This window comes from Colwellia asteriadis, from assembly GCF_039523295.1.
In the GTDB taxonomy this organism is placed as follows: domain Bacteria; phylum Pseudomonadota; class Gammaproteobacteria; order Enterobacterales; family Alteromonadaceae; genus Colwellia; species Colwellia asteriadis.
The window spans coordinates 628,626-655,097 of sequence record NZ_BAAAFA010000001.1; the positions used below are offsets into that span (position 1 = coordinate 628,626).

Annotated in this window: 19 protein-coding genes and 1 pseudogene; 7 read left to right on the top strand and 13 right to left on the bottom strand. The window is 38.8% G+C overall.

Annotated elements, in window-relative coordinates:
- Positions 1-126: 126 nt before the first annotated feature.
- From envZ to ABD005_RS02650, 3 genes are all read right to left on the bottom strand, one after another.
- Positions 127-1,440: a two-component system sensor histidine kinase EnvZ gene (gene envZ / locus ABD005_RS02640; RefSeq protein WP_343814632.1), complete on the bottom strand. Its 1,314-nt coding sequence runs from the start codon at positions 1,438-1,440 to the stop codon at positions 127-129.
- 80 nt (positions 1,441-1,520) lie between these two features.
- Positions 1,521-2,243 carry an osmolarity response regulator transcription factor OmpR gene (gene ompR, locus ABD005_RS02645; protein WP_215978374.1) on the bottom strand — a complete coding sequence of 241 codons (723 nt, stop codon included), beginning with the start codon at positions 2,241-2,243 and terminating at the stop codon, positions 1,521-1,523.
- 213 nt (positions 2,244-2,456) lie between these two features.
- Entirely contained in the window at positions 2,457-2,957 is a 501-nt protein-coding gene (locus tag ABD005_RS02650; RefSeq protein WP_215978373.1) for a hypothetical protein, read from the bottom strand.
- 101 nt (positions 2,958-3,058) lie between these two features.
- Between ABD005_RS02650 and ABD005_RS02655 the strand changes: the two genes are divergently transcribed.
- The gene (locus ABD005_RS02655) at positions 3,059-3,535 is read left to right on the top strand and encodes a TlpA disulfide reductase family protein (RefSeq protein WP_215978372.1); all 477 of its coding nucleotides are present in this window, start codon (positions 3,059-3,061) and stop codon (positions 3,533-3,535) included.
- A 79-nt stretch (positions 3,536-3,614) separates the two neighbouring features.
- Here ABD005_RS02655 and ABD005_RS02660 read toward each other — a convergent pair whose 3' ends face one another.
- The 4 genes from ABD005_RS02660 to ABD005_RS02675 all read right to left on the bottom strand — a co-directional run bounded on the left by ABD005_RS02660 (position 3,615) and on the right by ABD005_RS02675 (position 10,025).
- Entirely contained in the window at positions 3,615-4,490 is an 876-nt protein-coding gene (locus ABD005_RS02660) for an ROK family protein (RefSeq protein WP_215978371.1), read from the bottom strand.
- Between the two features lie 321 nt (positions 4,491-4,811).
- Positions 4,812-7,514: a family 20 glycosylhydrolase gene (locus ABD005_RS02665; protein WP_343814641.1), complete on the bottom strand. Its 2,703-nt coding sequence runs from the start codon at positions 7,512-7,514 to the stop codon at positions 4,812-4,814.
- Between the two features lie 31 nt (positions 7,515-7,545).
- Positions 7,546-8,823 (bottom strand): MFS transporter, encoded by a 1,278-nt coding sequence (locus ABD005_RS02670; RefSeq protein WP_343814643.1) that lies wholly within the window; start codon positions 8,821-8,823, stop codon positions 7,546-7,548.
- A 365-nt stretch (positions 8,824-9,188) separates the two neighbouring features.
- Positions 9,189-10,025: a mechanosensitive ion channel family protein gene (locus ABD005_RS02675; protein WP_215978368.1), complete on the bottom strand. Its 837-nt coding sequence runs from the start codon at positions 10,023-10,025 to the stop codon at positions 9,189-9,191.
- Between the two features lie 151 nt (positions 10,026-10,176).
- On the opposite strand from ABD005_RS02675, the gene ABD005_RS02680 reads away from it, so the two are divergent.
- On the top strand, positions 10,177-12,645 hold the full coding sequence (locus ABD005_RS02680; protein WP_343814647.1) for a DUF748 domain-containing protein: 2,469 nt from the start codon (positions 10,177-10,179) through the stop codon (positions 12,643-12,645).
- Here ABD005_RS02680 and ABD005_RS02685 read toward each other — a convergent pair.
- A pseudogene (locus ABD005_RS02685) lies at positions 12,642-12,821 on the bottom strand (hypothetical protein); the annotation flags it as partial. The gene ABD005_RS02680 and the pseudogene ABD005_RS02685 sit on opposite strands and share 4 nt — an antisense overlap.
- A 70-nt stretch (positions 12,822-12,891) precedes the next feature.
- Between ABD005_RS02685 and ABD005_RS02690 the strand changes: the two are divergent.
- The 4 genes from ABD005_RS02690 (at position 12,892) to ABD005_RS02705 (ending at position 17,050) form a co-directional block, all read left to right on the top strand.
- Complete coding sequence (locus ABD005_RS02690) at positions 12,892-13,557, top strand: potassium channel family protein (RefSeq protein ID WP_343814867.1); 666 nt, start codon at positions 12,892-12,894, stop codon at positions 13,555-13,557.
- A 61-nt stretch (positions 13,558-13,618) separates the two neighbouring features.
- The gene (locus ABD005_RS02695; RefSeq protein WP_343814649.1) at positions 13,619-14,728 is read left to right on the top strand and encodes an AI-2E family transporter; all 1,110 of its coding nucleotides are present in this window, start codon (positions 13,619-13,621) and stop codon (positions 14,726-14,728) included.
- A gap of 26 nt (positions 14,729-14,754) precedes the next feature.
- Complete coding sequence (locus ABD005_RS02700) at positions 14,755-15,888, top strand: HlyD family secretion protein (protein ID WP_343814652.1); 1,134 nt, start codon at positions 14,755-14,757, stop codon at positions 15,886-15,888.
- 49 nt (positions 15,889-15,937) lie between these two features.
- A complete protein-coding gene (locus ABD005_RS02705) occupies positions 15,938-17,050 on the top strand; it encodes a DUF2955 domain-containing protein (RefSeq protein ID WP_343814654.1) in 1,113 nt (370 codons plus the stop codon).
- Between the two features lie 114 nt (positions 17,051-17,164).
- On the opposite strand, the gene ABD005_RS02710 is transcribed toward ABD005_RS02705, so the two are convergent.
- The 4 genes from ABD005_RS02710 to ABD005_RS02725 are packed head-to-tail and all read right to left on the bottom strand — an operon-like array spanning position 17,165 to position 22,620.
- Complete coding sequence (locus tag ABD005_RS02710) at positions 17,165-19,186, bottom strand: glycoside hydrolase family 3 protein (protein WP_343814657.1); 2,022 nt, start codon at positions 19,184-19,186, stop codon at positions 17,165-17,167.
- A gap of 9 nt (positions 19,187-19,195) precedes the next feature.
- Positions 19,196-19,846, bottom strand: a complete 651-nt coding sequence (elbB, locus tag ABD005_RS02715; RefSeq protein WP_343814660.1) for an isoprenoid biosynthesis glyoxalase ElbB — start codon at positions 19,844-19,846, stop codon at positions 19,196-19,198.
- A 24-nt stretch (positions 19,847-19,870) separates the two neighbouring features.
- Positions 19,871-21,103 carry a multidrug effflux MFS transporter gene (locus ABD005_RS02720; RefSeq protein ID WP_343814663.1) on the bottom strand — a complete coding sequence of 411 codons (1,233 nt, stop codon included), beginning with the start codon at positions 21,101-21,103 and terminating at the stop codon, positions 19,871-19,873.
- A complete protein-coding gene (locus ABD005_RS02725; protein WP_343814666.1) occupies positions 21,100-22,620 on the bottom strand; it encodes an aminotransferase-like domain-containing protein in 1,521 nt (506 codons plus the stop codon). Before ABD005_RS02725 ends, ABD005_RS02720 begins: the two co-directional genes overlap by 4 nt.
- A 120-nt stretch (positions 22,621-22,740) precedes the next feature.
- Between ABD005_RS02725 and ABD005_RS02730 the strand changes: the two genes are divergently transcribed.
- Positions 22,741-23,697 carry a DMT family transporter gene (locus ABD005_RS02730; protein ID WP_343814670.1) on the top strand — a complete coding sequence of 319 codons (957 nt, stop codon included), beginning with the start codon at positions 22,741-22,743 and terminating at the stop codon, positions 23,695-23,697.
- Positions 23,698-23,750: 53 nt separating this feature from the next.
- Here the strand turns inward: ABD005_RS02730 and ABD005_RS02735 are convergent, their stop codons facing one another.
- Positions 23,751-26,237 (bottom strand): zinc-dependent metalloprotease, encoded by a 2,487-nt coding sequence (locus ABD005_RS02735; protein ID WP_343814673.1) that lies wholly within the window; start codon positions 26,235-26,237, stop codon positions 23,751-23,753.
- Positions 26,238-26,472: the final 235 nt, after the last annotated feature.

The following is a 26,472-nucleotide window of genomic DNA, read 5'->3' on the forward strand; positions in this document are numbered from 1 at the left end:
TGATGGCTTTTTCAATAAATAAACTTAGCTAACCTGAACTCAATTTAAGAGTTATTTAACAAATTGAATAGCAACAAAATTATTTTCTGAATCGCTAGGGGCTTATTTAAGCTTTAAAGGTGATCTTTAAAGGTGATCTTTAAAGGTATTCTTTAGAGGTAATAGTATTTTAGCTTGCAAGCCGCCAGTTTCCTTATTAGATAACGATATTTTACCACCATGAGTGTCAATAATACGCTTGATAATTGCTAAACCTAAGCCGCTACCTTCAGTGCCTCTTGCAGTATCACCTTGAGTAAAAGGTTGAAATAAACGCTCAATATCCGCTTCAGGTATGCCAACACCATTGTCGCTCACAATGATTTGTGCATAGCCTTTTTCTTTCGCAACACCTGTGTAAACTTCAATATCACCTTGGGTATAACGCAGCGCATTTTGCACTAAATTTGCAATAGCACGTTTTACGGCAACATGTTTAAGGGGTAGTTGTGGACATTCTCCATCATGAAAAGCAATGTTTCTATCTGGCGGCGTTTCTACGTTTAGCACTTCGGCGACTAACACATTAAGATCGCCAAGCTCAGCTTTGTCTTTAGAGTCGTGACGCAAATAGTCTATAAACTGATCGATAATATTATTCATATCATCAATATCCTGCTCTATCCCCTCTTTCAAAAAGGCATCTTGTTCTTGCATCATTTCACTTGCTAAACGAATACGAGTCAGTGGTGTTCGCAGGTCATGAGAGATGCCCGCCATGAGTAAGTTTCGATCTTGCTCTAACTGCTTAATACCTTTTGACATATGATTAAAGGCTTGTGTTACCGCAATTATTTCAGAGGTTCCACGCTCCGCTAAAGGCTCAGGGAAATCACCACGTCCAACATCTTCAGCAGCATTTTGTAATGATTTTAGAGGCCTATTCAGCTGGCGAACAAAAACCCAACCACCAATTACACTCAACAGCCCAATAATAACCAAAAATATAATTAACGGTGAGTAGTTACTTTTTTCGGTGCCTAATAAAGGAATTTTAACCCATAATTGTGGTGCCTGTGGCGCACGAATCCAAAAAAGGTGTTCATCTTCTATTGATACTCTCACTTCGGTAGGGCCGCCGAGTAAGGCAGACATTTGCTCAGAACGATAAGGGTAATAAGCAGAAGTGGCTAAACCAAGCTGCAATGCATCTTGCTCATAATAAACGCCAATACCAGTTTCATTATGAAATGCTTCAGCCATTTTAGGGCTCAACTCTGCATCTTCAATATCAATAAATACAACACGTACTTGTTTGGCTAATAATTGATTGATTTGTTGTTGGTGTGGTTCAAAAACATAAGCAGCAAAGGCACCATAAAAAACCAGCTGATTAATAAAAAGAAGCACACCGATTAATAAAACGGTTTGCCCAAAAGCACTACGAGGTAATATTTTCATTGCAACTCAATTCAAGCGAACATATGTAAAAGCCTACGCCGTGAATGAATAAAAATATTCACGGCGTTAGCGATTACTTATTACGCAGTAAGGCCGTCAGGCACAAAGACATAACCTAAGCCCCATACTGTTTGTAAATAGCGAGGTTTAGCGGGATCGTCTTCTAACATACGACGCAAGCGAGAAACTTGTACGTCGATACTACGCTCAAGGGCTGAATAATCTCGACCACGCGCTAAGTTCATTAATTTATCCCGAGAAAGTGGCTCTCTTGGGTGAGTAACCAGCGCTTTTAATACCGCAAATTCTCCACTGGTGAGCGGCATATTCACGTCATCTTTTTGCATTTCTCGTGTTGCTAAATTAAGTTCATAGCCACCAAAGCTAATAATATTTTCTTCTTGGGAAGGAGCGCCTGGCGCCTCTTGAACACGACGACGCAATACCGCCTTAATACGTGCTAGTAATTCTCGCGGGTTAAATGGCTTAGGCATATAATCATCAGCGCCTAACTCTAAACCAATAATACGGTCTACTTCATCCCCTTTAGCAGTAAGCATTACAATAGGAATGTTATTCGAGTTTTGACGTAAGCGGCGACAAATTGATAAGCCATCTTCTCCTGGTAACATTAAATCTAACACTAATAAATGAAAGTTTTCTCGTTCAAGTAAGCGATCCATTTGTTCTGAGTTAGCAGCACTACGCACCGTAAACCCTTGTTCAACTAGGTACCGCTCGAGTAAAGAGCGTAAACGCATATCATCATCGACAACGAGAATTTTAGGTGTTTCTTGGATCATGTTTTACTCACTTTACTTATGATGAAAATCGCTTAAAGCCACACTGTTTAAAAATAGTGAACGCTTAATAAACGCTAAAAAATTAATGTTACTATAAGTGAAATTGCTAACAAAGAGAAAGTCGCAAAAGTAAATCCTAGCCGCCATTTGTTACAATTTATGAATTAAATATGAAAAACAGCCAATATTACTCAACACTTAACATAGCTACGGTTATTTGAGGTAGTGAATAGCTTGCTCAGTTACACATTGCGTGAAGCTTTTTTTGCGCTCAGCATGAGACAAGTTGTTAATTGCTTTTCTAACAAACTGCATTTTTTGTTGGCGTTCTTCATCGGGTAAATGAGAAAGCTGCTCATGAAAACAACCCAGTAAGCCAAAATTCAAGGCGGTGTCCGACTGCATCGTATCTTCTTGTAAACAAAGAATGAGTTTTTCAGCTAAGGTATCTCGGTCAAGCTTAGTAACTAGGTCACTCAAGCTATAGTCGGCACTATCAACTTTGCGCTCTTTATTACACATGAAAAATATATCAGCTACGGCAACAACCGGAATGATTTCTCGGTGCTGCTCTTTGAACCTGTCTTTTAACCAAGCATTATGCGCCGCTTCACTTTGCTGACTGCCTATTGCTGCCGGACTGCTCGCTGATGCAAAAGCTGATAATGACGAGAGTACCAATAGCAAGATCAACATTAATGAAAGTATATTCATAGTAGGATTTCTCCCTAATTCTTTTAATTTAATAAGGGTATTGTGCATTAAGCATAAAGCTAAGTATAGTTAACTTATGTTGGAAAAATGTTAGAAACTCTATGATTAATCGAAATATTTATATATTGCTAGCGATAACTTTCGGCTTACTTGTTTTTTGTCAGAACGCAAGAAGCGAAACCGTTGAAAATAAACTAGAAGCGCTAATGTTAACGCACCAAGGTAAAGTCATTTATTTAGATTTTTGGGCATCATGGTGTGTTCCTTGTAGAAAATCTTTCCCTTGGTTAAATGAGATGGAAGAAAAATATAGTTCACAAGGATTTATGGTGATAAGTGTTAATCTTGATAACGAAAAGTCTTTTGCTGAAAAATTTTTACAGGAAGTACCCGCTAAATTCACTATTATTTATGACCCCAAAAGTAGCTTAGTCAAACCTTTTGCAATCAAAGGTATGCCAAGCAGCTTTTTATTTGACCGACAAGGTAATAAAATCAGCTCACATGTTGGTTTTAATCAGCAAAAACAAAAGCAATTTGAACTTGAAATAACTAACGCACTTAAGCAAGTACGCTAATTAACCTGCGCTCAACTTAACAAATATAAACAACTAATATAAATAATGGCGCTTTAATTATTTATATTAGTTGTGCTCGTTAAACCGCTTCTAACAACAGCGCCGTTGTAATGCTATCCATATATAAATGCGCTGCGCCAATTAATGCACTATCTTCTTGTGTGCTTTGTATTATGATTAAATTATCAATAACACTTTTGTATTGAAATCCAGCCAAGTTACGCCATAACGGTTCAATGAATAAATCAAATGATTTAGCAACAGAGCCGCCTAAAACAATAACTTGTGGATCAACAAGCAGTAATAAATGGCTAATCGCTGTTGCGAGATGTCGACCAAATTCATCAAAAGCAAGTAGTGCTTGTGTATCGCCTTGGCGTGCTTTTTCTGCCAATACACTGCCACACTCTTGATAATGGGTTTTGAAGAAGTTACCAGAGCAATACTCATCGAATGTACCATCAAGGTAGGGAATACCACCCACTTCCCCAGCACAGCCGTTATGGCCTTCATAAAGTTTGTTTTGCAAAACTATACCCGAGCCCAGACCTGTCCCTAAACACAGTCCAATCATGTCCTCAACACCACTTGACACTTTAAGTAAGTGCTCGCCCTTAACAAAACAGTTAACATCATTGTTAACATAGACGGGTAAATGAGTAAGAGCCTCTAAATCACTCTTTAATGTTACAGTGGTCCACGACTTAATGTTTACGGCATCAAATACTATGCCTTGCTTCACATCGACTATGCTAGGCACACCGATAGCAATGGCATAGGTGTCTTCAACCTTAATTTCATCAATACAGGTTTTAATAAATGCTATTGAGTCTGGCAAGTTCATTTGTGCATCAAATGGCTTATAAATTTTGCGTTCAATAACGCCATTTCGATAAAGACCCAAGTTAATTTTTGTGCCGCCAAGATCAATTGCGACGATAGAAAGTTGCTTCATAAAAAACCATAAATTTATTTATACGTACAGTAAGTTACTGATATGCATAAGAGGCAGAACAATAAGTATAGTGCGCTATTCTGCCGTAAATTCAATTCTATACGCATATTTATCTATCACATTAAAGTACTATTCTATCGGGGTTGACACCTTAAAATAGTACAAAAGAACAAATTTTGATTGTGATATTTACCTGAGTAGATACAGGTTTAGAAAAGTAATAAAAAAGGCATTAAGCTATAACTCAGTTTAGCTTAATGCCTTTAACTTAATAGGCGTGAAAATCACAATAAAATATATTGTAATAAACAGACTTAATGACTACTCAACAACCGGTAAAATACGACCCGCACGTTTTGAGTCACGAGTACGTGCGCGCACTTCTACATTGCCATCAACTTCAACTGGCGCTTGATATATTTGCCACGCGGCGCCGTTAACTCGGTACTCAATCGGCAAACCTTTAATCGCGGTATTTGCAATTAACTTACCATTTTCGATAACTGCTCCAACCGTAGGAACACGATAAAAAACATTATCTAGCTCAAGTTTAGGTAACTCTTTTTCACCTAAAGCCGCTGAGAAAGCCAACCATTGTTCATCTCGCTGTTGCTTTAATTGCTCGGTGAAAACACCTGAGGTAGGACTAAAACTTTGCCCTTGGTAGTTATAAGGCACTTGCCAACTTGCTTGATGCCATGCTCGCTCCGCTAAAGAGAATAAACGCGGGTAAAGCATATATTCTGCCTGCTCTCGGCTTCGCATAGTTTCACCCCAAATCTGCCCTTGTATTCCTTTTACGGTAAAGTTTTTAGGTAAAGGTTGGTGAGTTATCTTACCTTGTTCATCGTGCTGTACTTCATCATTAACACTAAAGGTTTTACCTAAAGTATCACGGCGAAACTCAGCATGAATAGGTAAGTTGTCAGGCATAAAGTTAAATATTGTTCTTGCTGTCACACGTCTAGAAGCCCATTTATAGCCTCGTTCTTTAGGATCAATTTGATATGGAAAATCAAAATACAGTACATCGGGTGTTGATAAAACAATGTTCCAGTTTCTATGCGCTTGCTCACTTACTTGCTTATGAGCTCCCCACGGTAGCGCATCCCAAATATATGAGTACACACCACTTGGCATTTTATCTACTTGGGTTTCTTTTAAACCGTCGTTCCAACCACCAACAGCAATACCTTTGGCTACAACCATATTCGAGACACGTTCAATGAAATGCGCACCTAAATGCTTGCTGTCATTAAATTCATTACTGTCATCGGCAATTAACGCTTTACATACTGGTGAGTCAACCCACGCACCTGCGGTTTCATCTGCGCCAATATGATAAAGCGCTAGTGGATGACCTGCCTGCTGATGCATTAATTTTAAGTCTTCAAGTACGCGATCAACAAAGGTGTACGTTGACTCCATACAAATATTTAAAGTGTTATCGTTATAGTTTTGAATTGAGCTATAAACCGTTTTGTCATCAAAGTCTGTTAACAAGTAACGCAAAGCTTCAGCTTCGTTTTCTTGTTTCATGTAATGATGGTAGCGTGCTTCCATTGCTTTAATGGCTGCACGAGAGTGCCCTGGCATATCAAGTGAAGGAATCACTTGAATGTGATGTTTGGTGGCCAGCTGCAAAATTTCTTGGTAATCAGCCACACTATAGTAACCATCACGCTCAGTAGCACCAGCACCACCTAATTGTGGCTGTAAACAGTTATTATCAGATAAATCTAAACAACGTTTAGCCCCAACTTGCGTTAATTCAGGCAAGCTTGGCATTTCTAAACGCCAGCCTTCATCTTCAGCTAAATGCAAATGTAGCTTATTCATTTTATAAGCTGCCATTTGCCTTATTAACGAAAAAATAAACTCTTTTGATTGAAAGTTTCGCGCTACATCAATGTGCTGGCCGCGATATTCGTAATGCGGTTGATCATCAATAACCACTAAAGGAATATCAGTACTACCTAAAGTCACTAAACTCGCTAAACTTTGTAGAGCATAAAAAGCTCCTGTGGCATCTTGCGCTGCGATAGCAATACTGTTTTCACTAACACGCAATTGATAATGCCCAGCTTGCCAGTCTGCTGGTTTTTCAGCATTTAAGCTGATATTAACCGGAACGGTATTATTACTCTCTGAACTTTCGTTGATCCCTAATAGAGCTAAACGCTCAAGTGCCGCCGATAGCTCAGGATAAGTGATTTCTCCCACTAAGTTCAATTTAATGCCGTTAGCCAATGACAAACGCGCTGACTCATCAATAACCTGCATTGATTTAGGTGTAGGGATAATAGCAAAATCAAGCGCTTTTTTATCAGCTGGTGCTAATTCAGGCTCATTTTGATAAAGCCAAGCGGCTGACGCATATTGGTTAATATCATCAGGTGCAGACTTAATTTGTTTCACAGTATCACTAAAAGGCACTACGTAAGGCTGTACCTCTAAACCAGTCTCTTTATCAATTAACGTTTTAGTACTTTCAACAACCGCTGGTGCTAAACCATTAGCTGAAAGCCAGTAATTAGGCATTAATTCCGACTCAGTAATTAAGGTACTTTTAACCCATAGTTTTATTTTTTGGGTTTCTCCGGCACTAAAGCCCGCGAAGCTATCTTTTGGCGAAATAACATGAATATCACCATTTAAATGCACCAACTCAAAATCACTACCTTCACTAGCATATACAGGATATACCTGTGAATAGTTAAGCTGCCATGGTGTATCAATCGTTAAGTTGTTAGTTGTACCCTCTGGCACACTCAATAATATTTCAGCACCATAGCAAGTGTCTAAAGGCTTACCTTCAAAATCAGGACAGTCAGTTTCGATATTACTTAAAAAATTATATTTAACCACTAGCTTATTAGCTAATTCATTGAGCTGTTGCTGCGGACTCATAGCCACAGGTTTTTCAACAGTGCTAGTATTAGGGTTTTGTGAAGGTTCTTTTTCACAGGCGCTTAACAATACTGTGGTTAATGTTAACGCTAATAGTGTCTTTTTATTATTCATATACGGTACTACATTAAGTGAATGAAAACGGTTAACTATTGGCAACCGATGCTGAGGCTTTAGTCTCTTTTTTAAATAAATTAATGGTTTTATTGTTAACTAATGGCTTAGCCCAAAAGCCAATAGCAAAAATATACGCAATTGTGAGGTAAACTACCACCATACCAACACGTAAGTCACCACTAAAATCCGCAAGTAAACCAACCAGTGGTGATGCTAAACCGCCACCAACAATACCTGTACATAATATACCGGCAAAAGAGCCGTGATGCTCCGCTAATGAATTTAGCGCTAATGAGAAGATAACTGACCACATAATAGATAAAAAGAAACCGACTAATGGGAAAGCAATAAGCGCAACATTGGCACTGCCAAATAAGGCGCAAGTTAATGAAATTGCCGCGCCCGCTGAAAATAATTTTAATACCAAGCGACTATCCAGCACTTTTAATAAAGCTAATCCTAAAAAACAGCCTAAAGTTAGCATTAGCCAAAAATCACTGACGGTACTTGCTCCTACGGTCAGTGGATCTAAACCATGATATCGCTCTAAAAATAATGAAATTGCATTAGCTACCCCTTGCTCTGTTCCCACATAGGCAGCAATACCAATAAAAAATAAGATAACCGTTTTATTTTGAAATAACTCAAGATAAACCGCCAACGCGCCAACCGACTCTGCTTCATTGCGCTCAACTCGAGGCAATTTAATTAAAAAGATCAACACTAGCATTACCACTGAAACGAGGGCAAATAACCAATACATAGAGAGCCAAGTCATATTGCTAGGAACAATGTCACTTAAAAGTGCCATCACACCGGTACTGTTTGACTCGCTCATACCTTTGACTAAGCCTGAATAAACTAAAGGACTAACCGTTGCTGCAGCACCAAAAAGTAGCTGCGCTAATACTGAATAAAAAGCAAAATTTTCTTTACCTGCACTAACACGTAATAACGGATTAATTGCCACTTGCAACATCGCCATACCCGTACCAATACAAAATAGTGATGCCATTGCCATTAAAAAACTTGGCACTAAAGCAAACAGTAATGAACCAATAGCAGACAATACAAAAGCACTGACTAATACGGGTTTTTCACTATATTTATCAACTAAAAGCCCCGCAGGAATTGACATAATGCCGTAAGCGGCAAAAAATGAAAAAGGTAAAAACCCCGCAAGCGCTAAGCTAATATCAAAATCTTTTACTAACGCAGGGAATATTGGCCCCATAATGTTGGTAATAAAAGAAATCGCAAAGAATGTCACTAGTACTAAAATGACAGCAACGGTATTGGTTTTCATATAAGCCTCTGATTATTATATTTATTAGCATATCGAACAACTGAAGTTCTAATGTGAATCACCAAAACACTATCAAGTAAATAATGTTGCATACATTATTAAAGTCATAGGGAGCTTGTCTACATTATAAAGCCAGTTTGATTTTTCCTCACTCTGCTCTATTCTGCCTTTAAAAAAAAGCTATTGGTGCACTTTTCAATCATCTTATGGTACTTTTCTATCACTTATAGTTCCGGCAAAAATAACCACCATATTCAAAAATCTCGTTATTTCACTTTATTTTAGCCAATAAAAAAGCCTATTTTATTGGCTAAAATAGGCTTTAAAATGTGATATAAAATGATTTATATCATAGCTATCAACGATTAAGCACTCGGTGCTTGATGAAGATGAACATCTCTTTGAGGGAATGGAATTGAAATACCTTCTTTATCGAAAGCAAGTTTAACATTTTCCATAAAGTCGAAATAAATGCCCCAGTAATCAGCAGCATTTGCCCAAGGGCGAACGAATAAATTAATGGAGCTATCACCATGTTCACCAACCCAAATATCATTTGAGTGATCTTTTAAAATACGATCGTCAGCGTCAATCATCGCTTTTAATAGTGCTTTTGCTTTAGCAATATCATCGTCATAACCAATGCTAAATACCATATCAACACGACGAGTACCGTTAACATTAATGTTAGTTACACAGCCATTAGATAATAAAGCATTTGGAATGATAATACGTTGGTTATCAAAGGTTTTTAAAATGGTATTGAAGATTTGAATTTCTTCAACTGAGCCAACATGGCCTTGTGCTTTAATCGCATCACCGTTTTTAAATGGACGGAATAATAAAATTAAAACGCCACCAGCAAAGTTAGCTAAGCTACCTTGCAGTGCTAAACCAATCGCTAAACCAGCAGCACCTAAAATCGCAATAAGTGAAGCCGTTTCAATACCTATCATTGAAGCAAAAACGATAATTTGTATTGCTTTTAATAAAGTACGTAAAATACTTAATAAAAACTGGTGTAATGTCGCTTCTACTTGTTTTTTCTTTAACGCTAACTCAACTAAGCTCACTAACTTGTTGATAATAATGTTGCCAACAATATAGACAACAATAGCCATTAAAAGCTGTACGCCGTATTGCACTGCCATTTCACTTAATGTAGCGGCATAACCTTCTACTTGCTCGATGCTAATATCCATTGATAATGGTATCCTTAACTTTTTAAATTAACGTTAGTAATCAACCTAACGACCAAGTTACAATTGTATGCTTTTTGTTAAAATGTGTAAATATATTTACCACCTTAAGCCATACTCTACCGCCCCGACCAATCAAGGAACTATTGTTAAAATGGCCAGCGTACGTTCAGTGTTAACTCACACTATATTCAAAGTAATTTTATCGTTATATCTCTCTCTTTATTTTCTCATTTGGGCGATATCATCCCCCGTTACTAAACACTATCTTGAACCTGTTTTGCATGAATACGGCTTGGCGCTTTCACAAGACAGTAGTATCCGCTATAACCCGTTTATGACTGAGCTGCATATCAGCGACTTCACACTAACTACCCAAGCATCTCAAGAAAAGGTATTTTCTATTGGCTCACTCACCCTACAATTACGTTTGTGGGAAGTACTATTTGATGATGTACTCATTGAAGAATTCACCCTAAATGACAGCTATATTAAGATTGTTCATAATCAAGGGAAATTAACAATAGCCGGCGTGGAATTACCCGAAAGTAAACCAGCAACAGACCCTAATCCCCCTGTTGAGCCTGTTGAAACCTCAGAGCCAACAGCACCGCTACCTTATCAAATCATTTTACCCGAATTTTTAATTTCTCAATTTCATCTAGATATTATTAATAACGATATTCCTCATGAAATTACCATTAACGACTTTGCCTTACGTGATGTAAAAGCCACTGAAAAACATCAACAAGGGCAACTATTTATCAACGCATTGTTAGATACAACTGCCTTACAGTTAAAAGTTGATGCAAACCTTGATAATGCCCTTGGTGATATAAACAGTGAAATTACTCTGGATAATTACCCGATTGAACGACTACTACGTTATGCACCACAACTTAACGAATTAAGTGGCGTGCTTTCATTAAACGCTAAGCAAAAACTTACTTTACAAGCGTCAGGGATCGCTTTACATATCGAGCAAGCAAATATTGCTAATAATAATTTAATCGTTGTTTTACCAGAGCAAAGAGTATCATTAGATAATGTTCAGCATTCAATTACTGATTTAATGTTAACAATCAATAATGGTGAAATAGCGCAATTAGACGGCACGGGGTCTATCGCATTTAATCACTTTACGGTACGCAAAACCGCTGACACCGTTAAACATCAGCAAGTATTCAGCGCCGAGAAGCTTGCAATTGATAATATTATTTATCATCGTGAAGAACACCCAAGTATAAAAATAGCCGATATTATTTTCGATAACTTAGTTTTTTCAACGACTAATGAAACTAGTGAGCTTGTTAACAACGAAAAATTACCGCCAATTGTTAAGCTAAAACAATTAGTAATTGATGACATCAATCTTAATGAACGACGATTATCAATTGACACTATCACCCTCGATAGCTTGCTAAGCCATGTCATTATCAATAAAGAAAAAGAGCTAATAAACCTCGTTAATTTAGCCAGTAGCGAGCAAGTTGATGAAGTAGCGCACGCAATTGAAGCGCCTAACGAAAATACTCTTGAAGAAGAAACCATTGCGACACCTTCGCCTGAAGAAAAAGCACAACCTAATTTTATCTTTAGCCTAAATAAATTTCAGCTCGTTAATACCAATGAAATATTCTTTATTGATCATAGTGTTGATCCTCATTACAACTCTGATTTTTTTATTGATACCTTAACTCTTGAGCACTTAAGTAACGATCAAGAGAAACAATCTCAGCCAAGCCCTTTTGTTTTTAAAGGCCGTAATAATAAATATACCAACTTCAACTTAACGGGCTTTATTCAACCCTTTGCTACAACACCAATCTATAAAATTGCAGGTGACTTTAAGGAGCTATCTTTACCAACTATCTCGTCTTACTTAAAAGACTCAACAGGTTTAGAAGTTAAAACAGGACAATTAAATATCAACCTGGATGTGCTATTAACTGGCGATATACTTGAAGGCGATACCACATTGTTATTACAAGGCTTAGAAACAGCTATTGTTGATGACGATGAAGTTGACAGTATATTGGCTCAAGGTGCATTGCCGCTTAATATTGCGATGGGTATGTTAAAAGATGGTGACGGTAATGTAGAGCTTGGCTTACCATTAAGTGGCTCAACCGACGACCCTAAATTTGGTGTTAGTAGTATCGTGACCTTAATTACGCAAAAAGCGATTATAAGTGCCACCCAAGATTACTTAGTAAAAACCTTTGTGCCGTATGCAAATATAGTATCGCTAGCCATGACTGCTGGAGAATTTGCCTTAAAGCTACGCTTTGACGACTTACCTTATAGTGCAACGCAAATAGCACCCGGTGAAGAGCAGCAAGTGTATTTAACACAATTTATTGAGTTAATGCAGAAGAAAAAAAGCACTCGTGTCAATCTATGTGCAGTAACAACACCAGCTGACATTGGCTTACCTAACGGTGAAAAAGTTACTGACAAAGGCAATAAAAAGCGTTTAACCGCATTAGGTAATGAAAGAGCCAGCGCATTAAAAGATTACCTTATCGAACAAGGTAATATTGAGTCTGCACGTTTATTACTATGCACACCAAAAATTGACAGTTCAGCTGAAGCGCTACCAAGAATTGCTATTTCAGTTTAAACGCCAGCAAAGGCTGACAGGAATAAGCGAGGGGCTGTTGATCTTTCGAGATTATTTTTGCAGCTTTTTGTTGGGTATTTATACAAGGCAGAGCCTTTGTAATTTAGCGTTACTTAAAAAGGCGATAACGCGGTAAAAATGACTAATAAACGCTGCCTGAAGGGTTCGGCTAAAAGTTAACCGTGAAAGAGCAACAGCTCCTAGTAAATCCAATTAAATAAAAAGAGTGATATTGTTGTGAAAAAAATGACCCGAGAAGATAACTTTATTTATCTTACATGTGCCTTAGTATTGCTATTACTGGGGACTGCGTTAGCACAGCAATTTTTTACTGACTACATACAACGTTTAGTACAATCTGCCACCATAGTTACCTTGCTGGTAGCTGTGTGGGGAGTAGATTCTCAGGACTATGTCTTAAGAAGAACTTTTATTTTTCCGCTGGCCATACTCATTTTTTCATTTATTGGCGCTTGGCTTGATAATTCAGGTTTTGATAAACTTTATTTAATTTTATTACTCAATTTTTTTATTTCAAGTGCCTTACGAACGGCTAAGCAGGTATTATTTACTGGCGATATTGATGGCAATAAAATTTTAGGGGCTATTTGTTTATATGTATTAATGGGACTTATTTGGGCCGTATTATTTACCTTACTTCAACTCACGTTCCCTAATGCCTTTAATAGTGTAACGAATACCGACCAATGGTTTGTATTATTCCCTAACTTTATCTACTTCTCTTTTGTTACTATAACCACATTAGGTTTTGGCGACATTTCACCCACCTTACCTTTAGCAAAGTTTTTAGTGTATATGGAAGCAATTGTAGGGCAGTTTTATTTGGCGATCTTAGTGGCAAGTTTAGTAGGCTCTCATGCATCAACGCTTAAGAAAAAACGCAGTAATTAACCAATTGTAATATTATGCAAATACCATTTAGGCAACTAACAACAATAATTTAAGGACAACCATGGATACTTCATCACAACTCGACAAAGCAAGACGCTTTAATCGCCAAGCAATTGATATTACGATTAAACTGAGTGCTATCGCATTTATTGTTATTTGGTGTTTTAACATCATCCAACCGTTTATTATGGTGGTACTGTGGGGAGCGATTTTAGCCGTCGCACTTTACCCTTTACATCAGAAAATCACTAAATTATGTAAAGGTAGTAAAAAGTTTGCTTCCATTGCCATTGCCGTTGTTGGTATTACCTTAATTGCCGCACCATCTGTCCACTTATCATCGTCGGCTTTTGACTCAGCACAACACATTTATACTGGAATAGAAGAAGGTACCTTACAAATTCCAGCGGCTAATGAAAAAGTGAAAAGCTGGCCTTTGGTTGGTGAAAAAATTTATAACTCTTGGCAAGGTGCCTCACAAGATTTAGAAAAAGTTGCCGAACAATATGCGCCTCAAATCAAGCACTTTTCGGGTAGTTTACTTTCTGTTGCCGCAAGCATTGGCGGCGGGGTTTTACAGTTTATTGTCTCATTAATTATTGCAGCTGTATTTATGGCTAAATCGGCTTCAATGCACCATGGTATTAGTTTGCTAATGCGCCGTTTAATGAATGAAAATGGCGATAGAACAATAACAACAACCATTGCGACTATTCGCAGCGTCTCTACCGGTGTTTTAGGTGTCGCAGTGATTCAGTCATTACTATCAGGTATTGGTTTATTAATCGCAGATATACCCGGTGCAGGTTTATGGGCCATTGCGGTACTTATTTTAGCGATTGCACAACTTCCCCCTATTATAATTTTAGGCCCTATAGCCGCCTATTACTTCTCAGTTGCCGATACCACTCCCGCAGTTATCTTTTTAGTGTTTAGTATTATCGTCAGTATGAGTGATGCTTTTTTAAAGCCATTATTTTTAGGTCGTGGGATGAATATTCCTATGTTAGTTATTCTCTTAGGTGCCATTGGCGGAATGTTACTATCAGGTATTATCGGTTTATTCGTTGGCGCTATCGTATTAGCATTAGGTTATGAATTACTACAAGATTGGCTAAACCACCAAGCCCCTCTCGTTGAAGATAACGATAATAACAGCGTTGAAAAGTAGCCCATTAAGTATTAAAAGAGCACCTTATGTCTGATACCAACACCAATACAAATGATACTGTGGCAAGCCAAAAAACCACGGAAAACATAAACCCGAAAAAAGCTGATTTCACTCAAAAGTTCACCAAAATAATACTGATATTATCTTTGCTGTACTTTGTTTGGTATATCGTCAGTGATCGTTTTGTTCCTCATACCAGTGAAGCAAGAATTCGCTCATTTGTTATCCCTATTGTGCCAGAGGTTGCAGGCAGAATAAGTAAAATTTATATTGCCGGTGATAGACCTGTTACACAAGGGGAGTTGTTGTTTGAAATTGAAGATCAAGACTACATCTTTGCCGTAGAACAAGCACAAGGTAACTTAGAGTTAGCTGGACAAGATGTTGGCGCAAATACTGCTGCCGTAGCCGCTGCAAAAGCCAATTTAGAAAAAGCTAAGGCTGACTTAATTGCCAAAGAAGCTAATGCTAATCGTATTTTTGAAGTTGAAGCAAAAGGCGTGGTATCTAAAGCTCAAGGCGATCAAGCCCGTGGTGTTTTAGCGGCAGCGCAACAAAGTGTACTCAACACCCAAGCATCTTACGAGCAAGCACAAGAGCATTTAGGACAACAAGGGCAGAAAAACGCCAAAATTCAAAATGCCTTAGCAGCCCTTTCACAAAGTAAGTTAGATCTGGCCCGAACCAAAGTACGCGCACCTAGTGATGGTGTTATCTCTTATGCAAAAATCAATGTTGGTCACTATGCAGCCGTTGGCAGTAAAGTAATGACCTTTATTGATAGCGACTACTTTTGGATAGAAGCTTCGTATCGAGAAAATAACTTAGGCCATATTACCAAGGGCGATGCTGTAGATATTGTTTTAGACTCTTCCCCTGGCGATATCTTTACTGGTGAAGTAGTCAGCGTAGGTTATGGGGTTAGCTTTGATAAAAGTGTGCCTGGTGAACTACCAACGCCACAAAAATCAACGGGCTGGATGCGCAGTGCACAACGCTTTACTGTAATAATTAAATTTGACGCTAACACGGTTGATAAAAACTTATTGCGCGAAGGCGGTCAAGCTGATGTTATGACATATACTGGTGACAACTTCATTTTAAATGGCTTGGCGAAAGTGTCGATATGGATCACCAGTAAACTCGCTTACTTATATTAATTTCAATATAACTTTTGAGCTTAATATTCGCTAGGGAATAAGCATTATAATGACCTTTATCACGCAAAAAATAGCTAATTTTAGCCCAACAGAAACCAGTAGTCTGCGCCTCATTGTTGGCGTAGTACTGGCTGTTGCTATCGCCTTCGGTTTTAATTGGCATTTTGCTTTTATTACCCCAGTTTTTGTCGCTAAATTTTTAAGTAACAAAAAACCTAAATTGCCACTTAAAAAGCTCGTATCTATTTTTTTAATTTTAACCGCAGCAATAGTGCTAGGTGGGGTACTAACGCGATTTTTAACGCCTTTTCCAGCAGTGTTTATCTTAATTATTACCCTGTTAATTTTTTGGATTTCTTATTGGAATAACTCAGGTGGTAATGAAGTAATTGTTACTATGCTATTGGTGGGCTTAACAGCCATTCCAGTGCTGGGCATTATTGATCAACGTTTAGCTGAGTTATTTACTTTTGGCTTTCTATTTTCTTGTTTTGTGTCGTTAGTACTTGTAATGGTAATGCACGAATTAATCCCAGATAAACAGCTTAATGAACATGAGCAGTTACCGGTACCAGCTAATAACGCCCCAGTTGATCTTGATGCTGAAGGTTTGCCTTTACCAAACAAAGCAGTACGCGTAAAACTGGCTTTACTCAGTACTGTAATGATCATGCCAGTAGTCATTTACTTCCTTAGCTTTCAAAGTACTGCGCTGCTGGTGTTAATATTTATTTCGTTAATGGCGCAGAAGCCTGATTTAGTCGCGGGTATTAAAGGTAGTAAGGCGTTGCTAGTAGGAAATATTATGGGAGGACTAATTGCCATTGCTCTGTATAACGTATTAAAGGTGGCACCAACTTTTAGCTTTTTACTGTTGTTATTTGCACTAATAGTAGGCTATTTGGCAAAGCATATTTTTTCAGAAAAGCGCACTGCACCTTTATATGCAATGGCCTTAGGAACTACCATTATCCTTATATCGAGCGCCAGTGCTGGGGCTTCAGATGCCGATGAAAAGTTTTATGTTCGTATTATGCAAATAGCTTTCGCCTGTAGCTATATTGTTTTTGCGACAGTATTGGCAAACCCGCTTTTGCAAAAACTCAGCGCGCCAACGGCCACTAGAACAATTGAGCCTGATAAACCCACAATAAAAGCTTAATCTATACAGTTAAAAAAACTGACGATAAATACCCGTCGACTTGCAGCTCTGGTGATCTTATTTCAAGCACTTACTGTAAGTCGATTTAGCTATACGATAATCTGTACCTAAAAACTATAAAGAGACAGGTAAAACACCTTGAGCTTGCTGCTCAGTAAAAATAACCTGCATACTGGCATTAATACCTGGGCTAATAAAACCCGTCCCTTGAGCATAAATTCTATCATCAAAGTTGAGTAACACTGCATCAACTAATTTACTGTAGCTTGCTAATAAAAATGGCGAGCCTTTGGCAATAAGTATACTGGGTACCTTTTGCGCTTGTGTATATTTAAGCTGCTGTTTTAGTAGCTTTTCATAAGTGCGCTTTTGCTGGTTAGCTTGCTTTGTTCCGTAAGAAGCAATGGCATCATCCATCCCCCCCAAATCCACTAAACTCGCCATTTTCACATCTAAGGTCGCAATCACCACATCCGCTTGAGCCAATAACTTGTTATTGTGCTGTTCGTTGCTGGTATCGGTATCTGCAATAAAATGACTAATGTGTTCAATGATAATATTATCTTGTTGGCTAATTTGAGCTAAGCCCTGTTGTAATGCCGCTAGCTCTTGCGCATTCGCGGCAATTAAATGCACCGTGTTGATAGTGTTATTTGCAAGCAATGTTGAACTCAGCGGTAATAACTTGTTATTTTTAAACAATGTTACCGCAGCATTTGCTAAGCTTTGTTCAATCGCCAAATGCGCATCAGTAGCAATTATTTTTTGTGCCTGCGCAATTTTATCCGCCAATGATAATGGCGATAATTGAATATATTGTGCTTTGTAATGATTTAAGCGCGCTAACGATTGCTCAATATCCGCCAGTGATAAATCCCCTTGCGCAATACGCTGAGTAACTTCACTCGCAACTTTTTTAATGAATAGCTTAAATTGATAAATATCATCAGGCGTTCTTACTTTAAAAGGCATTACCGCTAAATCAGCGCCAGCAATAAAAGTTTCAACAACCGCTTCTACAGGGGTAAAAAAGTGCGTAACGCCAGCCATATCTAAAGCGTCGGTGGCAATAATGCCGTCAAAGCCCATTTTATTACGCAACAAGCCGCTAAGTATTTTCTTCGACATTGTGGCAGGACGAATCAATTGTTCGCCTGATTGGCTGGTAAAAGTTGAGCTATCTAAAGCAGGGTACTGAATATGCGCGGTCATAATCATGGCTGGTTTAGCGTGCTTTATTGCCCAACTAAATGGCGCTAAGTCAACTTGCTCAATGGTTGCCAAGTTATGATCAACACGCGGTAAACCTAAATGACTATCAACATGAGTATCGCCATGCCCAGGAAAATGCTTTAACGTGCCCATAATACCTTGCTGCTGAATAGCATTTAAGGCAACTAAACCTAATTCAGAGACTTTTTGAGGGTCTTCACCAAATGATCGGGTGTTGATTACCGGATTATCGGCATTAGTATTTACATCAACAACAGGCGCATAGTTATTATTAATTCCTAACGCTTTAAGCTCTTTAGCAATAGTGCTATTAACTTGCTCAGCAAAGTGCGAGCCGTGTTTAGGATAGCTTGCACCAATGGCCATATTGCCTGAAAAGCCAGTCATTTTAGCAAAACGCGCAACCCGACCGCCCTCTTGGTCAACCGAAATAATTAACGGCTGTGCTAATGACGACTTTAGCGCCGCTTTTTGTATAGCATCAGTTAACGTCACTATTTGTGCGGTTTCCACAACATTTTCAGCAAATAAAACAATGCCACCAATGTTGGTATCGCTTATCAATTGGCTTAACTCTACAGGTAGTTCTGTCAACGCTTGTCGGCAATGCAGTGATGTTTTAACACTCGGTTTGCCATCAATATCCGCACAAAAGTAACGTATATCAAGAGACATTTTTTGTGCGATTTTTTGCTCTAGCACTGAAAAAACTATTGGGTTTGTTGAGCTCTCAGCATTAGCATTTTCGCTAACTTTTGTGGTCATAAGGTGGTTTCTGTTATCAGTTGCATTAATTTGGTAAGCGCTCATAGGCAGTAATAAAGTAATAACTAACAGTTGCTTAAAGCGACTTTTCTTTATTACTGGCAAAGGCAATGTTGGTTTTTTTCTAAAGAACAACATTACAATACCTTAGGTGAGCGCCAGTACACTTTTAACAAGCTTAGTAATACCGTTGTTCGCTTCATTAATATTACTCGCTAACATGTAGGCAGGAGTAGTAACTATTTTATTTTTAAAATCGATAACAACATTATCAACATCACAATTTACATGCGTTAAGCCTTTGGCAGTGATCAGTGCTGCTGTCGCGTTGTCTGTGCCAATAGTTCCCTTAACACCTTCAGGGTAAATCAATGGTAATAATGCCGGTGCAATACACATATAACCGCTTGGTTTTTCTGCTTTAGCAAATGCTTTAGCCGCATTTAGCACTTGCTCACTTACCTTGTAGTTATCGCTATCAATAGCAAAGTTAGATAAATTTTTTGCCGCGCCAAAACCACCCGGTACAATCAAGGCATCAAAGTCTTGCTCACGTAATTCAATAATATCTTCAACATCACCACGGCACAAACGCGACGATTCAACCAGTACATTACGTGTTTCTTCACTAACTTCGCCATTAACATGATTAATAACATGGTGTTGATCAATGTTTGGGGCAAAACAACGATAGCTCGCGCCTTGTTGTGTTAGCGCTAAAAAGGTCAGCACTGCTTCATGAATTTCACTGCCGTCATAAACACCACAGCCACTTAAAATAATTGCTACTTTTTTCATGCTAAATCCTTGTTCTTTCTCTTACTAATACTTTTTAAAATGAATAATTGCCTGACAACTTAATACCACCATAATGGCAGCAAACATTAAGTAAGCAAAGGGTAAAGCGCTACCGTCATAAAAATACGCCAAAATAGGGCCTGCTAGTGAGCCCGCACCCCAGCGCAATGTACCAATAACCGCGGTAGCAGTACCTGACTGCTGTGGAAATTGTGCCAAAATTAGTGCATCGCTATTTACCGCAATCATCGAAATACTGGCCATTAGCGGCAATAAACTGGCAACAGTGTACCCTAATGACAATTCATTATAATTAAAAAAAACTAAGGCGCTAACCGACACACACGCCAACATTAACCCCGAGCGTAACATCACCTTAGAGCCATGGCGTGTCACCAAACGTGTATTGGTAAAGTGAGCCGACATTAAGCCACAAACATTTAAGGCAAAGAGCACACTAAACCAAGTTTCACTCACGTTAAAAACTTTTAAATAAACATAAGGAATTGCAGTGATATAACCAAAAAAGGCGAGCGATACCATCATCGACGTTATGATATAAAAACGCGCATTCACGTTACTAAAAACGATTTGATAACGCTCAATAAAAGTAAAGTCTTGTGCTGACTTTACCTGCTCGCCTGAGTTAGAAAGCTTAGCTGTTTGATCACTGCTATTGGCACTTGCTCGGTTTACCTCAGGTAAAGCGTATATCACCAGTATTAACACCACCAAACTATAGGCGCTTAGTACATAAAAAATCAGCTGCCAGTTATGGGCTAATAGCAACACACTACCAATACTAGGCGCTAACATTGGCGCAACCATCATGATCATACTGACATAGGACAAACCTTTAGCAGTATCTTTACCATAGTATTCTCGAATAGTGCCAGGTACGACGACCGTTGCCGCACTACTAATAAACGCCTGAAAAAATCTAATCGATAAAAACTGTTCAATATTCATGGCAAAAGGCAATAATACATTGGCAATAAAAAAGCCGCTTAAACCTAAAATAACCAGTTTTCGCCTTGAGTATTTATCAGCCATCGGCCCAAATAAAATCAAACCCAGAGAGTAGCCAAGTAAATAAATACTTAGGCTGTTTTGTACCATGGGCATTGAGGTATTTAAATCACTCGCAATGGCGAGCATTGCGGGTAAATACATATCAATAGCCAGCGGAGACACAGCAATAATAGCGGCTAATAATGGCAGCAAAAATTTTAATGAAATACTGGGATGCTTGTTCATAAGTTTCCTGTTTTCTTGACTGGCTTTTGCGAGGCTAACTTCTGTTTTTCAGCGAACAACTTTTCTTGTAATTGTTTAGCAGAATTTTCATGCACTAAGCGCCCTAGCGTTTTTATCGCCTGTTCAATACTTTCATCCCAATGAACACCAAAACTAATCCGCATAAAGTTGGCATATTTACCTGACGGAGAAAAAACCGCACCAGGTGCAAAACTAACTCCTTGGTCGAGGGCCTCTTGAAAAAAATCACTGGTATTTACATGAGACTGACAGCGTATCCACAACACACTACCGCCTTGTGGCTTAGAAATGCAGACCTCCTCAGGGAAATACTTAGCCACCAAAGCACGCATGCGCTCACAATTGTAAATTAAGGTTTTACGCAGTACACATAAATGGCGATCGTAATCACCGCTGAGTAAATATTCATTTAAAGTCCATTGTTGCAACATAGGTGTCGAGCAAGACTGCGCTCGCTTAATGCGTTTTGCTTGTTCTTCAAATTTTCCCGGAATCAGCCAACCAATACGATAACCTGGCGCCGCTGTTTTTGAAAAAGAGGAACACGTCATCACTAAGCCTTTTTCAGAATATAACTGTGCAGGTTTAGGCTTATTGGGCGTGAAATATAGTTCGCTATAAACATCGTCTTCAATTAACGGAATATTGTGCTGCTCAAGCAAGCTAACCATAGCTTGGCGTTGACTGTCTGTTTTCATAGAGCCAAGTGGGTTATTAATCGCAGTGGAAAATAAACACGCACTAATATTATGTTTTTTAATCGCCTGCGCGAGCTTGTCAACACAAGCACCATCTTCGGTGCAGGTATAAATCTCTAGCGCTTTCATTCCTAAAGTTTCAATTAATTCAATAATACCGAAAAAACAGGGAGACTCTATCGCAATAACATCGCCACGTTTTGCTACACACTGTAAAGCAATAGATAGCGCTTCTTGAGCGCCATTAGTAATAACAATATCAGCTGGATTAGTTTCAACACCTTGTTCTTGATAGCGAAATGCAAGTTGCATTCTAAGTTTAGCGTCACCCGTGACTGGCCCATAACTTACGGCTTTTTCGGCGACTTTACTCAATACTGAACGCATTAGTCGTGCTAATGCTTTATCTGGTGGGTGTGCTTGAATAGGGTTTGAAATGCCTAATGCTACGGTTTCAGGCAAGTGAACGGCAGCATGAACTTGCTCAATTAAACTACGGCACTTAACTTCACTGGGCTTTCCTTGTCGCCATGTGGCAGGACGAGGTTTTAACGTTCTCGCCTGCTCGGCTTGCAAGTAATAACCTGACTGTGGACGAGCACAAATACGCCCTTGTCGCTCTAACTCAACATACGCCTGCTTTACTGTTGGAATACTGATTTCAAACTGTCGACTTAATTTTCGTAAACTGGGCAGTTTATCGCCAGCGACTAACCCACCAATTTTTTGTTGGTGCTCAATAAAGTCAATCACTTGTTGGTACAAGTAAGCAGAAGAGTTTTTGTCGAGTAAGCGCATTTTTTCGCCTTAAACTGTATAGGTTTCATTTTCATATTTCTGTATATGTTATTACAGCAGATAATGATTACAATGTCATTCTCTTTCAGGTAAGCACAATTTTTTAGGTTGATAAAACTAATGAGCAATAGTTTTTTATACGTCGTAACAGTTTTAATTTGGGGATCGACATGGATCGCCATTAATTATCAATTAGGTGACGTAGCCCCTGAGGTTTCAATTTTTTATCGTTTCGCGTTAAGTGCGGTGATCATGTTTGCATTTTGCTACCTTAAGAAAATGCCATTGCGCTTTGCTCCTAAATTACACTTTCAGCTATTCGCGTTCGGTTTAGCCCTGTTTGGCTGTAACTATTATTTATTATATAACGCGCAAGGTTATATTAATTCAGCCCTCACCTGTATCGCCTTTTCGTTAATCATGTTTGCCAATATTATTAATGCTAAATGGTGGTTTAAAACTCATATTTCGAGCCAAGTTTATTACGGTGGTGCGCTAGGATTGATTGGCATTATCACGCTATTTTGGCCGCAAATAAATACCGTTGAGTTAAGCCAAACCACCTTAACTGGCTTAGCTTTTTGTATTGCGGGGGTGTTGTTTGCCTCAACGGGCAACATGCTTTCAATGAAAAACCAAAAAATGAATATGCCAGTATTACCTGCAACCGCTTGGGGTATGTTGTATGGCAGTATTTTTATGTTTGTTATGGCGCTGATCAGTGGCAAAGAGTTTAACTTCGCTTATACAGTAGAGTACATAAGCTCGTTACTTTACTTATCGTTGTTTGGCTCGGTTATCGCGTTTGGTTGCTACTTAACCTTACTTGACCGTATTGGTGCCCATAAAGCTTCGTATTCAACGATTATGTTTCCTGCCGTGGCGGTAATTATTTCGACCTTTGTTGAAGGTTTTATTTGGGATGGTTATACCGTTATTGGCTTATTGTTAATGTTATTAGGTAATTTAGTCGTATTGTCAAAAACCAAAGCGAAAAAGCAAATACAGACTGAAACGATCGTAACGCAAAGCATTGTTACTCAAACGCCTGCGGTAACAACCGCGCAAAAAGCATAAGCGATCGCTTATGCTTTATCACAATCATTAATTAACAGTAGCGCTTTCTTAAGTTAACCACCAATAGGAGAGCCCGGCGGCATGGTAATTTCACTCGCTGGCGTTGCAGCTTTATTGCGCTCTAAGCTAAAATCAATTTGTTGTTCTAGTAAAATAAATTGCGTTGCGAGAGCCTTATAACGACGGCTATCGTTATTATCATCTAACCACTCTTCAAGCGATTTTAAACTAGCATAAACCTCGCTACGTACTTCAGTGACTACATCTGCTTGATGCCATAGCGTTAATAGTTGCTCAACAACTTGTTGGTTAATACGTTGTTGAACTAATAACTCCAAACCTGTTGCAGGTTGCTTTTTAATGGTGTTATTCACTACCTGATTAATAAGCTCTTTGACTGAAAAAATAGCTTCTGCGCTTTTATCACGACGACTTTCTGCCTGAAAACGCATCGCTTGTTGTTGCAAACGTGCTAAACGTTGAGGATTTAAAAGTAGTGCTAAGGTATGTTTTGCACTGGCTTGAGCGGCACTGACAGGATCAAAAGTTAATCCCGTTTGCGAAGCAAAACTTTCTCGATTGCGAGCATAACCATAAGCTTTAGGTGGAATAAGGCTAATTATAGCTTCAGGCAAAGTTAAAAAATCAGCATCTAATGTTGATAATAATGCGCTCAGTGCTTGTTGCTGGATAGCTGCTGAAACCGCTTTCACATCATAATTTGCTGGCTCTGCCACTTTTACTTCGTAACTATAATTAACACCGGCAATTAATTTAGCAGCCGCTTCAACTTGATAACGATGAAAGTTATAAATAGGCACCAACGCCTGCTCTAACTCCGACAATGGTGTATTTAACGCAATAGAGTTTAAACCAAAGTTCGTTAACGCTTTATTACGTACCGCCATTACTCGTGTTAACTCTTGGGCAGCATTAGTGCCGTTATCCCATAAATGCCCCGTATTGTGCGCACCAGATTTGGGGCGCGCATCGGGATCTGAGGCGTACAATAAGCCTTGCGCTTTCGTTTGTGCAACTAACGCAGCAAGCTGGTCGGCTTCATTTTGACCATTCTTAGCAGGAAAATCACCATAACCGTAAGCAATGACGTATTTATCCCAAGCCCCTAAATCTTCTTTATAGGCTTGCGATAAATCAATTTCGCCGTGCTCGTCTAAAGTTATAAATGGGTGTGGGTAATCCATAACCGAAGCCCGATTATTTACGCTAGCAGCAAAGTTGTGGGCAATCCCTAAAGTGTGACCCACTTCATGTGCTGATAATTGTCGAATTCGCGCAAGCGCCATCGCTTTCATCGCATCGGTATTAGTTTCTTGTGCACTTTTATTATCAGTAAACGGAGACGTTAAACCCAAGGCAATTAAATAATCTTGTCGTACGCGCAAAGAGCCCAACGTAACATGACCTTTAATGATTTCACCTGTGCGTGGATCAATAACCGACGCGCCATAAGACCAACCACGAGTAGCTCTATGTACCCACTGAATAACGTTGTAACGCACATCCATAGGATCAGCGTCGGCAGGTAGCATTTTTATTTGAAAGGCATCTTTATAACCAATATCGTGAAACGCTTGTTGCCACCACATGCCGCCTTCAATAAGCGCAGTACTCACGGGCTCAGGAACGCCTGCATCAAGATAATAAACAATAGGCTCAACCGCTTCACTCAGCTTTGCTTGTGGATCTTTTTTCGCTAAACGGTGACGAGGAATCAGTCGCTTAATTAAAGGTTCATCAATAGCACTGGCATAATCTGCATAAGCAATTGACCAAAAGCCGCTAAAAGGGTGAAACACTCGGGTTTGATAATTTTCGTCTGGTAGCTTTATTAACGAGTGATGTAAGTTTACCGTCACTGCAGTTGCATCTGGAGTGACCGACTTTAAATACTTGCCTGCCCCCGTACCTTTAAAGGTTACCGTAGCCTCTAATTCAGTATTATTAGGGAAAGCTTTGCTAAATTTTCGGTATAAACCGCTACGACTGGCATCTATTTTAAAGCTACCTTGTTTACGCTTTTTCAAAGTACTCGCGATATTGTGAATATCTGACAGTAAAAAAGGCGTGTAATCAATTAAGACTTTACTAGTCCCTGACTTATCATTACTTGTTGCAGCAACACTAAAACCCCAAATAATCGAGCTGGCAAACGCTTCATCAATAGCTTGTTGCTCTAACGGATTACTCGAGTCTGCACGATAATATGGGTTAAGCTGTCTTAAAAAAACTTTATTGCCTACTCGCTCAAACTGCACCAAGCGCGTATCGCCTAATTGACCACGATCTAAACCAATATCATTAGAGCCAATGCCATGAGGTAAGCTTGATTGAAATAAAAATTCTTGTTCAAACTGCTCTATTTGCAAATACACTTTACCTTCATCAACATCATGATAAAAAGAAAAGTAGCCCTGTTGTAGCGTTTTACCCTTAACAAAATCTTTAAAATCAACCTTGGCATTGGCAGAAAGCACTAAACAAGTAAATAACAAAAATACACGACAAACAAATTTCATTTAAATTCCTTCAATGCAAAAGGTAGCAAAACTATACGCTACACTAAACATGACACTATTAATTAAAAATACCGATTAAATAAGCTAGGGGGCTACTAAAAGAGCACCTAAGCTTGTTATAATTAGCCATGAAAGCACCTGTGAATTATTTCACAAAAACTTTCAGCAATTAAACTTATGTCTGCCGTTATGTTTGGCAAACTTTATAAAAGTAAATAACTCACTTTAAAGCAAT